The sequence below is a fragment of the Streptomyces sp. NBC_00523 genome, from assembly GCF_036346615.1.
GTDB lineage: Bacteria > Actinomycetota > Actinomycetes > Streptomycetales > Streptomycetaceae > Streptomyces.
Map to the genome: position 1 here is coordinate 5,981,278 of NZ_CP107836.1, position 13,089 is coordinate 5,994,366.

Here is a 13,089-nt window from a genome sequence, read left to right on the forward strand (position 1 = left end):
CACCCCACCCAGCAGATGGAGGAGACGTGGCAGCAGCCGGACAAAGGTTCCGGACGGCACTGACGGGCGGACCCCTGTCCGTGCACGGCTTCCGGCTGCTGCTCGCCGGACAGCTCTCCTCCACGGTCGGCGACTACTGCTACGCCGTCGCGCTGCCCTGGCTGATCCTCTCCGGCGACGGCGGCCCGGTCCTGCTCGGCACGGTCCTGGCCTGCTACGGGATTCCCCGCGTCGTCACCATTCCGCTGGGCGGGGTGGTGGCCGACCGGATCGGCGGCCGGCGGGTCATGCTGATGACCGACCTGGTGCGCGCCGCGGCCGTCGGCATCCTCGCGGTGCTCGCCTCGGCCGGTACGCCGACGCTGGGCCAGCTCGCCCCCATCGCCGTCGTCCTGGGCGCCTGCTCCGGCATGTTCATCCCCGCCTCGTACACCCTCCTGCCCGCCCTGCTGCGCAAGGAGGACCTGGGCCGGGGCAACGCCCTGTCGACCATGGTCAACCAGGTCGGCGGACTCCTCGGCCCCACCGCGGGCGGCGCCCTGGTCGCCGCCTTCGACGCGGGCCCGGCGCTCATCGTCGACGCCGCCTCCTTCCTCGTGTCGGCGCTGGTCCTCGCCCGGATCCGCACCGGCGCGGACGCCCCGGAACACGACGGGCCCGACGCCGCCGACGAGCCCCCGGCCCGCAAGGTGTCCTTCCCGGAACTGCTGCGCCACGGACGGCTGCTGCACGTCGTGCTCGTCGTGGCCCTCGTCTGCAATCTGGCCTTCAACGGAACGATCGAGGTCGCGCTGCCCGAACTCGCCCACCAGGGCATGGGCGCCACCGGCTACGGAATCCTGCTGACCTGCCTCAGCCTGGGCGGTCTGGCCGGCTCCCTGGTCGCCGCCCGCAGCCGTCCGGTGCGGTCGCCCGCCTATCTGTTCGCCGCGCTCGCGGTCGTCATGGGCCTCGCCCTGAGCGCCGTCCCGTACGCCGGAGGGCTGGCCGGTGCCGCGGTGTGCGTCTGTGTCTACGCCCTGGCCAGCGGCTGGCAGAACATCGTCGTGGTGACGATGCTCCAGGTCTGGGCGCCCTCCGCGCTCATCGGCCGGGTCATGAGCCTGGTCATGCTGGCCGTCATGGGCACCTTCCCGGTCTCCGTCGCGGTGGCCGGCTTCGGGGTCCGCCACCTGGGCGCGGCCCCCTTCTTCCCGGTGGCGGGCGGGGCCATCGCCCTCACCGTCCTCGGCGCGCTCACCCAGCGGGTGTTCCGCGAGCACCGCGCCGACACCGAGTACGCCCCGCCGGTCCCCGTACCCGCCGGGACCCCGGCCGCCCGCTCCCCGCATCCGGGGCAGGACAACAGTCAGGAGTCACAGCGATGAGCGTGTTCGTCCCGTTGGGCATGCCGCGGTTCGAGGGCGGACCGGACCACGGCGCGCGGCCGGGCCGGGGCACCGGCGACACCGCGTACCTGCTGATCAACCCGCCGGTGACCGACCCGACGACCGCTTACCACTCCATCCCGTACCTGGTGGGCGCCGCCCGGGCGGCCGGCCACACCGAGTACGCCTGCGTGGACGCCAATCTCGACGCCTTCACCTATCTCGCCGACCCGGCGCGCTTCGGCGCCACGCTCGCGGCGGCCCGCGCGTTGCGCGCCGAGATCGAGGCCAGGTCCGGCGCCCCCCGCCGCCACGACGAGATCCGCTACCGGCAGGCCCTGGCCGCAGAGGGCCTGACCGCCACCTCGGCACGCGACGCGATCCGCGTGTTCCAGGACCCCGGGCACTTCTACCACCCGCCGACCTACGCCCAGGCGGTCGCGGTGACGAGCCGGTGGTGGGAGCTGATCGCGCTGGAGATGCCGCCCGGCGCGGCGGACGGCTTCTCGATGCGGGTGAAGTCCGCGGTCAACCTGTGCAGCACGGCGGACCTGTCCGACCCGGAGGTCCCGGCGGCCGTGGCCCGCCCCTTCGAGGGCTACTTCGCCGACGAGTTCGTTCCGAAGCTGCGCGAACGCCCCTGGGCCGTGGTCGGACTCTCCGTCAACTACACCAGCCAGCTGCCCGTGGCCCTGAGGATGGCCCGCCTGATCCGGACCGAACTGCCCGACGCGGTGATCGTCTTCGGCGGCACCGAGGTCGGCGACGTGGTCAAGTACGCCACCGACCCGGCGTCGGCGTGGCGGGTCTTCCAGGACGCCGACCTCATCGTTCCGGGCGAGGGCGAGACCGCCCTCATCGGCATCCTCGACGCCGTCGGCAACGGAGCGGTCCGGGGTGGCGACGCCTTCGAAGGCATCGGCGGCGTGATGACCCGGCGCAGGCCCGACCCCGTCATCGCGTACAGCAGTGTGGCGACCCTGGACTCCCCGGCGTACGACGTCTGGGACTGGGACCGCTACTGGGCGCCCGAGCCGGTGATCCTCTACAGCCCGACCCGGGGGTGCTACTGGAACAAGTGCACCTTCTGCGACTACGGCCTCAACACCGACCGGCCGACCTCGCCCTCCCGCGAACGCCCCGTCGCCGCCGTCCTGGAGGACCTGCGGCAGATCAGCCGCTACGGCAGGACCCTGTACTTCGCTGTGGACGCCATGTCCCCGCGCTATCTGCGCACGCTCGCCGCCGCCCTCGCGGAATCCTCCCTGGACCTGCGGTGGTCCGCCGAACTGCGCCTGGAGCGGACCTTCCCCAAACGCTCCGCGGGCGAGGTCCTCGCCGCCTCCGGCTGTGTGGCGGTCTCCTTCGGCTACGAGTCCGGCACCCAGCGGGTCCTCGACCTCATCGACAAGGGCGTCAAGATCGATGTGGTCCCGGACGTCCTCGGGGAGCTGGCGCGCAACGGCATCGCCGCCCAGATGATGGGCTTCACCGGCTTCCCCACCGAGACCCGCGAGGAGGCGCTGGCGACGTACGAGTTCCTCCACCGGCACGAGAAGCTGTGGACGACCTCCGGCATCGGCGTGTTCGCGCTGACCCCCGGCTCCATGGTCGCCAAGGACCCCGACCGCTTCGGCATCGACGTCCTGCCGACCTCCGCGTCGGACGACATCCGGCGCTATCTGCCCTGGCGCGACCGCGAGTCCGGCGAGGTGCACTGGCCGGTCGCCGACGACCCCCGCATCCCGCGCGAGTACTTCGCGGGCAACCGCAGGACCAGCTTCGACCGGCCCTTCGTCGGCGGCATCGACTCCGCGCACAGCCTCCTGTACTTCGCCCGCTTCGGCCGGGACCTGCTGCCCGAGGCCCCCGAGGGCGCCGGACGCGACGAGGAGCCCCGCGTCCGCCTGGTCGAGGAGCCGGTCGTGACGATCCCGTTCGCCTCCATCGAGGGGCTGACCGGCATCGGCGACCTGATGGCGCAGGTCAGCCGCCGCAGCCGGGCGGACCTGGACACCACGTCCGGCGGTTACGCGGAATGGCTCGACGGGACCGGCACGGCCCGCCCCGGCTCCTGCGGGGTCCTCGTCCTCGCCCACGGCGACCTCGTCGAGGTGCCCGCCGGGGTGGACTTCGGCGCGGACAACGCCGTGACCCGCGCCCTGCGCCTGATGCTCGCGACGCAGGCCCGCGCCTGAGGCGTCCGGGGCGGCCGATTGAGACGCCGGGCGTCTCGGTTCCGGGGAAACCGGGTATTGGACCGGTCACGCCGCCGGGTGCGAGGGTCGTGCCGGACCCCGCACCCGTCTCCCGGAAAGGCCCCGCCGTGCCCGACGCCCTCGATGTCGTGATCTGCGAACCCCTGCGCACCCCGATCGGCCGCTTCGGCGGGGTGTTCGCCGGGGAGAAACCGGCCGCCCTCGCGGCCCGGGTGATCGCCGAGGTCGTCGCCCGTACCGGCATCGACCCCGACCGGGTGGACGAGGTGATCCTCGGCCACTCCTACCCGTCGGCGGAGGCCCCCGCGATCGGCCGGGTCGCCGCCCTCGACGCCGGGCTCCCGCAGTCGGTGACCGGCCTCCAGACCGACCGCCGCTGCGGCTCCGGGCTCCAGGCGGTCCTGGACGCGGCGATGCAGATCCGGGCCGGGTTCAGCGAGGTCGTCATCGCGGGCGGCGTCGACGTGATGAGCGGCGCCCCGTACTACACGCACGACGGGCGCTGGGGCATCAAGGGCCCCGGCCTCCAGCTCCACGACGCGCTCGCCCGGGGCCGGGTCACCGCGGGCGGCGTCCACCACCCGGTGCCCGGCGGCATGATCGAGACCGCGGAGAACCTGCGCCGGGCGTACGGGATCAGCCGCGAGGAGCAGGACGCGCTGGCCCTGCGCTCGCAGCGGCGGGCCGGGCTTGCCGCCGCCGAGGGCCGGTACGAGAAGGAGACGGTCCCGGTCACGGCGAAGACCCGGAAGGGCGAGACGGTGATCTCCGCCGACGAGCACCCCCGCCCCGACACCACCGCCGAACAGCTCGCCGCCCTCCGCCCGGTCATGCTGAAGTCCGACCCGGAGGCCACCGTCACCGCGGGCAACGCCAGCGGCCAGAACGACGCGGCGGCCGCCTGCCTGGTGACGAGCGCCGCCACCGCCGGACGCCTCGGCCTCACCCCGCTCGTCCGGCTGGTCTCCTTCGCCCGGGCCGGGGTGCCCGCCGCGACCATGGGCCTCGGCCCCGTCCCCGCGACCCAGGCCGCGCTCGGCCGCGCCGGACTCACGCTCGCCGACCTGGACCTGATCGAGCTGAACGAGGCGTTCGCGGCCCAGGTCCTGGCCTGCACCCGTGAGATGGGCCTCGGCGAGAGGGACCACGAGGAGCGGATCAACGTGAACGGCTCCGGCGTCTCGCTGGGCCACCCGGTCGGCGCGACCGGCGCCCGCATCCTCGCCACGCTCACCCGCGAGCTGCACCGCCGCGAGGCCCGCTACGGCCTGGAGACCATGTGCATCGGCGGCGGCCAGGGCCTCGCGGCGGTCTTCGAGCGCATCGCGCCCTGACACGACGGCTACGGGGCCTCCGGGCCGAAGTCCTCCGTGAAGTAGCTGTCATGGCGGACCCGGAACCGCTTCAGCTCGTCGGGGCCGCGCTGCGACATCTCCGCGACCTGCTCGAAGTACTCCTCGCGCGGGGCGCCCGGCGAGAACAGCATGAGCATCGACATCGGCTCGTCGGTCACGTTCTTGAAGGCGTGCAGCCCGCCGACGGGCACGTACAGGAAGTCGCCCGTCCGGCCGGTCACCCACTTCTCGCCGTTGTAGAGCTCGATCTCGCCGGAGAGGACGTAGAACGACTCCGACATGGCCTTGTGGAAGTGGGTCCTGGCCCCGGCGGAACGGGCGGCCAGGTCCACCTTGTACAGCCCGAACTCACCGCCGGTCGACTCATGGGTGGCGAGGTAGTGGGTGGCGCCGCCGCCCGGCGAGGAGATGTCCGGCGGGGTGCCGGCCGGCCGGAAGGCGGCGTTCACCTCGCCCGTGGCGCCGAGGTAGCGGGGCTCCGGGTACTCCAGGTGCTCCGGGTACGACATGGCGCGCTCCTTCGGTTGGCGTGCCCCCACCCTCGCCCCCGTCCCGGCCGGACGGCATCGGGCGCGCGGACGATCTTGACCCGCCCGGGGACCAGGTCCAGCGGCCCGTCCCCGGCCGACCATCGTCCTACTGCTTCACGGACACCGGCTCGTCCGCCACCGGCCCCGCCGCCAGGTGGTCCTTTGCCGCGTCCGGGTCCGTCAGCCGGTTCAGCCGGGCCGGGACGTCGAAGCCGACGAGCAGCACCACGACCACCGTGCCCGCGAAGGTCAGCACGGCCAGCGCCCGGCCCAGGCTCATCCCCGACGCCAGATGCGCGCCGAGCACCGGCGCGACCGCCCCGCCCAGCGCGCCCACGTTGTAGGTGAAGCCGAGGGCCGCGCCCCGGCTCCGGGTCGGGAAGTGGCCGCCGATGTAGCGGGGGAGCAGGCCCGAGATGCCGAAGCTGGTCGCCTGGAGCAGGAAGAGCAGGGCGCCGAGGAGCAGGAGGTTGTCCTCCACCGCGAAGACGGGGTACACGAAGGCGAGCGAGGCGAGCAGCGTCAGCGCGTACGCCTTCTTCGTACCGATCCAGTCGCCGAGGAAGCCGGCCATCCAGCAGCCCACCATCGTGCCGAAGCCCGCGAAGTACAGGACATCGGTGACCTGGCCCGTGGAGTAGCCCAGCTCCGTCTTCAGATACGTCGGCAGCAGCGCCTGGATCGGCCAGGAGTAGAGGAACGCGAAGAACAGCGTCACGATCATCGACAGGTACAGCACCCAGCCGCGCTTCCCGCCCAGCTGCACCGCGAGCGCGGCGAGGGAGACCCCGGCGACCACGGAGAGCACCGGCACCAGGCCCGCGCCGCCCGGTGTGAAGACCAGGAACAGCGAGAGCGTGGCGACGGCCACCAGCACCGTATTGACGGCCGCCCGGCGCGGGGTCGGGAACAGCGGCCGGAACGGGTTGGGCTTCGCGCCCTCGTCCGCGACGGACTCCGTCCACTCCTCCGCCTCGGGCAGCGCCCGCCGCATCCACAGCGCGATGGCGATCGGGATCAGCCCGAGGTAGAACATCCAGCGCCAGCCGAGCGAGGGCACCACCCAGTCGTACACCTGGGCGGCCAGCACCGAGCCCACCGAGAAGCCGGAGATCAGGAAGCCGCTGGCCCGGTTGCGCAGCGCGGGCGGCCAGCTCTCCATGACGTACGTGGAGCTGGCGCTGTACTCCCCGGCCATGCCCATGCCGATGGCCAGCCGGGCGGCGAACAGGCTGTGGTAGTTCCAGGCGAACCCGCAGGCGAAGGTCCCCAGCGAGTACAGCAGGATGCTCGCCACCATCGACAGCTTCCGGCCGTAGCGGTCGCCGAGGGCGCCGAGCACGGCGCCGCCGAGCCAGCGGGTGATGAAGGCGCCGGAGATCAGGCTGGCGGCCTGCACCGTGCTCAGCCCGAAGTCGTCGCTGATCTCGGTCAGCACGAGGGTGATCAGCACGAAGTCGAAGCCGTCGAGGACATAGCCGATCCAGGCGGCGAAGAACGACTTCCACTGGGTGCGGCTCACCTGGCGGTACCAGGGGAGCGTGGGGGGTGTGGTGGTGTGCACGGTGACTCCAGAGTGCGGGACGGTGTTCGCCTTTGAACAGCCGTCCCGCGAAAAGGGGCAGGTCAGCGCCGGGTGATACCCGTCACGAAGCGGGCGGTGAGCGCCGTGGGCGCGGTGATGGCGGTCCCGACGACGACGCTGTGCGCGCCGCGCGCCAGGGCCTCGGCCGCGTCCTCGGGGGTGTTGATACGGCCTTCGGCGACGACGGGTACGACGGTCGCGGCGGCGAGTGCGGCGACCAGGTCCAGATCGGGCCCGGTCCGCTTCGGCTGCCTGGGCACATAGCCGGACAGGGTCGTGGAGACGAAGTCCGCGCCGAGCCGGGCGGCCGCGACGCCCTCGGCGAGGGTGGAGACGTCGGCCATGACGAGCGCACCTGCCGCGTGCACCGCCTCGGCCAGCTCCGCGAATGTCGAGCCGTCGGGGCGCGGCCGGTCGGTGGCGTCCGCCGCGACGACGGCCGCCCCGGCCCCGGCCACCGCGAGGGCGTGCCGGACGGTCGGCGTGATGTACACCCCGGTGTCACCGTCCTTCCACAGCCCGATGACCGGCAGCTCCACGGCGGCCGTGATCGCGGCGACGACCTCCGGCTCGTTGGCCCGGATCGCCGCGCCGCCGCCGGCGACCGCGGACTGCGCGAGCCGCACCAGGGTGGCGGTCTCCCGCATCGGGTCGCCCGGGGGCGCCTGGCAGGACACGATCAGCTTGCCCCGGAGGGCGGTGGCCAGTTCCCGTGCGTTCATCGAAGGACTCCCGGTCGGTGGAGGGGAAGGGTGTGGGTGAGGGCTGCCGCGCCGAGCACGGCCGCGTCGTCGCCGAAGAGCGGGGCGCGCGGGACGAGCCCGCGCAGCGGCCCCATCAGCTCGGCCGCGAACGCCTCGCGCAGCGCGTCCCCGTACAGCGGTCCGATGCGGGGGACCCCGCCGCCGGTGACGACCCGGTCGGGCCCGAGCGCGTTGGCGAGCCCGCCGAGCACCCGCCCGGCGGCTCGGGCGCCCGTGGTGATCGCGGTGACGGCGTGCGCTTCGCCCTCGGCGGCGCGCGCGGCGACCGTCTCCAGGCGGTCCACGGGCGCGCCGGTCAGCCGTGCGTAGTGGGCGGCGATCCCGGGCCCGGAGGCGATGACCTCCAGATGGCCGGTGGCCCCGCAGGTGCAGGGCAGCCCGGCCGCCTCCGGGCTCGGCAGGTGGCCCAGGTGCCCGGCGATGCCGGACGCGCCGTGCACCATCCGCCCGTCGGCCGCGACCGCGCCGCCGACGCCGGTCCCGATCGCCGCGAACAGCAGCGAGGCGTGGCCGCCGTGCTCGGCGCGCAGCGCGTCCAGCTCGGGGCCCGCCGTGGCGCGCACGTCGTTGTCGCAGGCCACCGCGGAGCCGGTGCGGTCCGCGAGGCCGGTGCCCAGCGGGGTCCCGGCCCAGCCCCGGATCGCGTCGGTGGCGCTGGTGACCGTGCCGGTACGGGGATCGATGACCCCGGCCGCCGCGACGCCGAGCACGGACGCGGTGCGGCCGGGGTCCACCTCGGCGACGGTCGCCGCGAGCGCGTCGAGCACGGCCGCCGCGCCGTCCCGGGCCGGGGTGGGCCGGGAGTGCCGGGCCAGCACGGTGCCGTCCGCGCCGAACAGCGCGGCGGCGATCTTCGTACCGCCCAGGTCCAGGCCCACGACCGGCCGCCGCGCCGGACCCGCCGCGGGAGCGGTCACCGGAGCGGCCACCGGGTCCGTCTTCGGGCCCGTCATCGGACCGGCGGCAGGCCCGCGTCGCGCAGCCGTCCGGAGACGTACGCGACGGACTCCGCCGACAGCTGGATCTGCGGGAACACCGTGTCGCCGCACGCGATGACCCCGAGCAGCCTCAGCGCCGCCTTGAACGAGCCGAGCGCCGAGGAGCTGCGGCCCATGTCCGCCTCCGGGCCCGCGTCGACCATCGCGAACAGCTCGACCAGCCGCTCCTGCTCCTTGGCGGCCAGCGTCCAGTCCCCGGCGCGCGCGGCCTCGTAGAGCCGTACGTAACCGGCCGGGTCCACATTGCCGATGCCCGGGACGACCCCGTCGGCACCGGCCAGCAGGGCCGCGTCCACGGTCAGTTCGGAACCGGTGAGGATGCTGAAGTCCGGCACCGGACCGTGCGCCCGGCCCTCGCGGCCGCCGAGCTCCACGACGAGCCGGCGCAGCCCGCCCTCGTCGCCGCTGCTGTCCTTGAGCCCGGCCAGCGTGCCGTCCTCGGCCAGTTCGCGGACCAGGGCGGCGGAGAGCTTGCTGTGCACGGCGACCGGGATGTCGTACGCGAACAGCGGCAGGTCCACCTCGGCGCGCAGCCGGCGGAAGTGGGCGGCGATCTCCCGGGGGTGGGTGCGGGTGTAGAAGGGCGCGGTCGCGACCAGGGCGTCCGCGCCGAGGGCGGCGGCGGTCCTGGCGTGCTCGGCGACCCGGGCCGTGGTGGTGTCGATGACCCCGGCGAGGACCGGGACCCGGCCGTCGGTGGCGTTGACGACGGTCTCCAGGACCGTGGCGCGCTGCTCGTCGGTGAGGTAGGCGACCTCGCTGGTGGACCCGAGCGCGAACAGCCCGTGCACACCGCCGCCGACGAGGTGGTCCACGAGCCGGGCGAGCGATGCGGTGTCGATCTCCCCGTGGGGGTCGAGGGGGGTGCAGACCGGCGGGACGACGCCGCGCAGCGGTGCGGACAGGGACATGAGAAGAGCTCCAGACGTGAGACGTAAGATGTCTTATGTCTGCGGTACCTTAATCAGACGCTCCTGCGAACGGTCAAGGGGCGCCGGCACCCCGGGAGGACGTTGTGGCGCGGCCCACCATGGCCCAGGACATCGAGCGCAGGGTCAAGGAGCTCATCCTGGAGCGCCGCCTCGCCCCCGGCGACGCCCTGCCCACCGAGACCGAGCTGATGGACCTCTTCGGGGCGGGCCGGGTCTCCGTGCGCGAGGCCCTGAAGTCGCTCCAGGCGGTCAAGGTCGTGGAGATCCGCCGGGGTTACGGGACCTTCGTGGGCTCGCTCTCCCTGTCACCGTTCGCCGAGGGCCTGGCCTTCCGGGCCGCCGTCCGCCACCGCCAGGGCGAACCGGGCCTGGCCGAGCTGATGAAGGTGCGCGAGGCGCTGGAGGCCGGGCTCGTCGGGGCCGTCGCGGCGGGCGTCCCGGAGGACGACCTCGACGTCCTGCGCGGGCTCGTCGCGACGATGGAGACCGAGGCGGCGGAGGGCGGCCGGGTCGCCCGCGCCACGGACCGGGCGTTCCACCTCGCGCTCTACGCCTCGCTCGACAACCACCTGCTCAGCGAGGTGCTGGACGCGTTCTGGGCCGCGATGGACCGGGTGCGCGAGGACGTCGACGACGGCCACCAGGACCCGTCGGTCACCTGCCGCCAGCACCGCGAGATCGTGGCGGCGGTGGCGGCGGCCGACGGCGAACGGGCGGTCCGGGCCATGCGGACGCACTTCGACGGCATCCGCGACCGGCTGGACGCGGGCTGAGAAGCCTCAGGGTGCGCCCGTGATCGCCGTGACCGCCATCCGGACCGCGCGCTCCGAGACCGCCGCGTAGTCGTCGCCCGCCTCGATCGCCGTCGTGGCGGCGTTCACGATGCCCTGCAGGAGGACCGCCGTGCGGCGGGGGTCGTCCTCGCCCAGCTCGGTGAGCGCGTCGATCAGCGGGGTCAGCAGCTCCGCGTGGGCCCTGCCCGCGCTCTCCCGTACCAGCTTCGCGTCCCGCACCCCGGCCAGTGCCTGCGCGATCCGGTGCTCACCGGTCCGCACCAGCTCCAGTTGTGCGGAGACGTACGCGGTGATCCGCTCCCGGGGGGTGCGCGCCGCCGCCATGCCCGTCCGGATGGCGTCGGTCCAGCGGGGCATCGCGTCCTCGACCACGGCCGCGAGCAGTTCGGGCCGCCCCGGGAAGTACTTGTAGACGCTGTTGCGCGCCAGGCCGGTGGCCCGGGCCACCGCCGCGAAGGTGACCGCCTCGGCGTCGCCACCCTCCAGCAGTTCGCGCGCCGCCCGCACCAGGGCCAGTCGTTGCCGGGCGTGGTGTTCGGCGACCGTGGCGGCGCTGATCCGGGGCATCGGCCCAGTCTAGAAGTCCCGGCCCGGAAGCCCCGGCCCCCTCCGGGAATCCTGTCGGACCCCACTTGGGGACGGTGCGTCCCCATCATCTATGTTGGCGACGCACCGTCCCTAAATCAAACCTCGAAGGGAACCACCGTGTTCCTCGCACTGCTGGAGCTGCGCGCCGCCCGAGGGCGCTTCGCACTCATGGGGTCCGTCGTCGTGCTCGTCGCCGCACTCGTCGGCATCGTCTCCGGATTCACCACCGGCCTCGGCGACGACACCGTCTCCGCGCTGCGCGCCCTGCCCGCCTCCCACCTGGTGTTCTCGTCCGACGCCCGGTCCGACCAGTTCGCCCGCAGCCTCCTCGACACGAAAACGGCCGCCGCCTGGCGTGAGGACGCCGGCACCGACGTCACACCGCTGGGCGTCTCCATCACCCGCGGCACCACCGACCGGGGCGCCGAGGTCGACCTCGCCGCCTTCGGCGTGGAACCCGACGGCTTCCTCAACCCCGCCGTCACCAGCGGCAGCCCGCTCACCGGTGCCGACTCCGGCACTGTCGTGATCTCCGACGCCCTCGCCGACGAGGGGGTGGCCGTCGGCGACACCCTCGTCATCGACCGCCTCGGCATCGCGCTGCGGGTCGTCGGGGCCACCGGGCGCCTCAGCTACGGCCACGTGCCCGCCGCCTACGTCCCGCTGACGACCTGGCAGCGCATCCGGTTCAGCACGCCGGGCGCACCCGCCACCACGGCTGTCCCCGACCAGTTCAGCGCCCTTGCCCTGCGCACCCCTCCGAGCACCCCGGCGGCGGACCTGGACGAGCGCCACTCCACCACCACGCTCACCGAGGAGGAGGCGTACGAGGCGGCCCCCGGCTACATCGGCGAGCGCGTCACCATGAGCTCGATCCAGGTCTTCCTCTACCTGATCGCCCCCCTCGTCGTCGGCGCCTTCTTCGCCGTGTGGACCGTGCAGCGCGGCCCCGAACTCGCCCTGCTGCGCGCCCTCGGAGCCTCCCGCAGGCGGCTGCTCGCCCACACCGTGGTCCAGGCCGCGCTGGTCGTCGTGGCCGGCACCGCCGCGGGCGCGCTCCTCGCGGCGGCAGTCGGGCTCCTCGTGGGGGAGCGGGTGCCGTTCAGCCTGCCCGCCACCACCCTCGTCACCACCATGTGCACCGTCGCGGCCGTGGGGCTCGCCGGTACCGCACTGACCCTGCGGCGGGTCACCGCCGCCGACCCGCTGACCATGCTGGGAGCCAACCGATGAACGAGCCGACGCGACCCGCCGGGGATCCGCAAGCGCTCGAACTTGACGGCGTCACCGTCTCGTTCGGCCGGGGGGACACCCGTACCACCGTCTTCGACGGTCTCGGCCTCACCTTCGAACCGGGCGTGCTCACCGCCCTCGTGGGCCCGTCCGGCTCCGGCAAGTCCTCGCTTCTGGCGGTGGCGGGGGCCCTGCTGCGACCCTCGGCCGGCCGGGTCCTGCTGGGCGGCGAGGACCTGGCCGCCCTCTCCGAGGCCGGGCGCGCCCGGGCCCGCCGCGAGGACATCGGGTACATGTTCCAGAGCGGCAACCTGCTCTCCGGCCTGCCCGCCGTCGAACAGCTCCTGGCCGCCGCGTACATCACCGGCCGCCGCCCCCGCGCGTACCGGAGCCGGGCCGAGGAGGCGCTGTGCGCGGTCGGCCTCGGGCACCGGCTGCGCCACCGCCCCGAGCAGCTGTCCGGCGGGGAACGCCAGCGCGTCGCCCTGGCCCGCGCGCTCCTCCTGTCGCCCCGGCTGCTGCTCGTGGACGAGCCGACCGCGGCCGTCGACCGCTCCCAGGCCGGCGAGCTGGCCGCGCTGCTGGCCGAGCGCACCCGCGAGGACCGCTGCGTCACGGTCGTCGCCACCCATGACCCGGTGGTTGCCGAGGCCGCGGGCCGGGTCGTGGACATGGCCGCGCTTACCGCGTAGGGGTGCGGGCCCGGTCGGGCCCGCACCCCCGG

At 74.1% G+C, this 13,089-nt stretch carries 12 protein-coding genes; 6 read left to right on the top strand and 6 right to left on the bottom strand.

The window, feature by feature from the left end; genetic code table 11:
* Positions 1 to 26: 26 nt before the first annotated feature.
* From OHS17_RS27140 to OHS17_RS27150, 3 genes are all read left to right on the top strand, one after another.
* Positions 27 to 1,367, top strand: a complete 1,341-nt coding sequence (locus tag OHS17_RS27140; RefSeq protein WP_241836429.1) for an MFS transporter — start codon at positions 27 to 29, stop codon at positions 1,365 to 1,367.
* On the top strand, positions 1,364 to 3,565 hold the full coding sequence (locus OHS17_RS27145) for a B12-binding domain-containing radical SAM protein (protein WP_330314246.1): 2,202 nt from the start codon (positions 1,364 to 1,366) through the stop codon (positions 3,563 to 3,565). The genes OHS17_RS27140 and OHS17_RS27145 overlap by 4 nt, the downstream gene beginning before the upstream one ends.
* 128 nt (positions 3,566 to 3,693) lie before the next feature.
* Positions 3,694 to 4,920 (top strand): acetyl-CoA C-acetyltransferase, encoded by a 1,227-nt coding sequence (locus OHS17_RS27150; RefSeq protein WP_330315370.1) that lies wholly within the window; start codon positions 3,694 to 3,696, stop codon positions 4,918 to 4,920.
* A gap of 8 nt (positions 4,921 to 4,928) precedes the next feature.
* Here the strand turns inward: OHS17_RS27150 and OHS17_RS27155 are convergent, their stop codons facing one another.
* The 5 genes from OHS17_RS27155 to OHS17_RS27175 all read right to left on the bottom strand — a co-directional run bounded on the left by OHS17_RS27155 (position 4,929) and on the right by OHS17_RS27175 (position 9,729).
* Positions 4,929 to 5,450, bottom strand: coding sequence for a cupin domain-containing protein (locus tag OHS17_RS27155; protein ID WP_330314247.1), 522 nt, complete (start codon positions 5,448 to 5,450; stop codon positions 4,929 to 4,931).
* A 127-nt stretch (positions 5,451 to 5,577) separates the two neighbouring features.
* Positions 5,578 to 7,035 carry a sialate:H+ symport family MFS transporter gene (locus OHS17_RS27160; RefSeq protein WP_330314248.1) on the bottom strand — a complete coding sequence of 486 codons (1,458 nt, stop codon included), beginning with the start codon at positions 7,033 to 7,035 and terminating at the stop codon, positions 5,578 to 5,580.
* A 62-nt stretch (positions 7,036 to 7,097) separates the two neighbouring features.
* Entirely contained in the window at positions 7,098 to 7,778 is a 681-nt protein-coding gene (locus tag OHS17_RS27165; RefSeq protein WP_330314249.1) for an N-acetylmannosamine-6-phosphate 2-epimerase, read from the bottom strand.
* Positions 7,775 to 8,773, bottom strand: a complete 999-nt coding sequence (locus OHS17_RS27170) for an ROK family protein (protein ID WP_330314250.1) — start codon at positions 8,771 to 8,773, stop codon at positions 7,775 to 7,777. The genes OHS17_RS27165 and OHS17_RS27170 overlap by 4 nt, the downstream gene beginning before the upstream one ends.
* Entirely contained in the window at positions 8,770 to 9,729 is a 960-nt protein-coding gene (locus tag OHS17_RS27175) for a dihydrodipicolinate synthase family protein (RefSeq protein WP_330314251.1), read from the bottom strand. Before OHS17_RS27175 ends, OHS17_RS27170 begins: the two co-directional genes overlap by 4 nt.
* 104 nt (positions 9,730 to 9,833) lie before the next feature.
* On the opposite strand from OHS17_RS27175, the gene OHS17_RS27180 reads away from it, so the two are divergent.
* Positions 9,834 to 10,523 carry a FadR/GntR family transcriptional regulator gene (locus OHS17_RS27180; protein WP_330314252.1) on the top strand — a complete coding sequence of 230 codons (690 nt, stop codon included), beginning with the start codon at positions 9,834 to 9,836 and terminating at the stop codon, positions 10,521 to 10,523.
* Between the two features lie 6 nt (positions 10,524 to 10,529).
* On the opposite strand, the gene OHS17_RS27185 is transcribed toward OHS17_RS27180, so the two are convergent.
* A complete protein-coding gene (locus tag OHS17_RS27185; RefSeq protein WP_330314253.1) occupies positions 10,530 to 11,111 on the bottom strand; it encodes a TetR/AcrR family transcriptional regulator in 582 nt (193 codons plus the stop codon).
* A gap of 138 nt (positions 11,112 to 11,249) precedes the next feature.
* On the opposite strand from OHS17_RS27185, the gene OHS17_RS27190 reads away from it, so the two are divergent.
* Both OHS17_RS27190 and OHS17_RS27195 read left to right on the top strand, forming a co-directional pair.
* Positions 11,250 to 12,365, top strand: a complete 1,116-nt coding sequence (locus OHS17_RS27190; RefSeq protein ID WP_330314254.1) for an ABC transporter permease — start codon at positions 11,250 to 11,252, stop codon at positions 12,363 to 12,365.
* Positions 12,362 to 13,057, top strand: a complete 696-nt coding sequence (locus OHS17_RS27195; protein ID WP_330314255.1) for an ABC transporter ATP-binding protein — start codon at positions 12,362 to 12,364, stop codon at positions 13,055 to 13,057. The genes OHS17_RS27190 and OHS17_RS27195 overlap by 4 nt, the downstream gene beginning before the upstream one ends.
* The last annotated feature ends 32 nt before the right edge of the window (positions 13,058 to 13,089 follow it).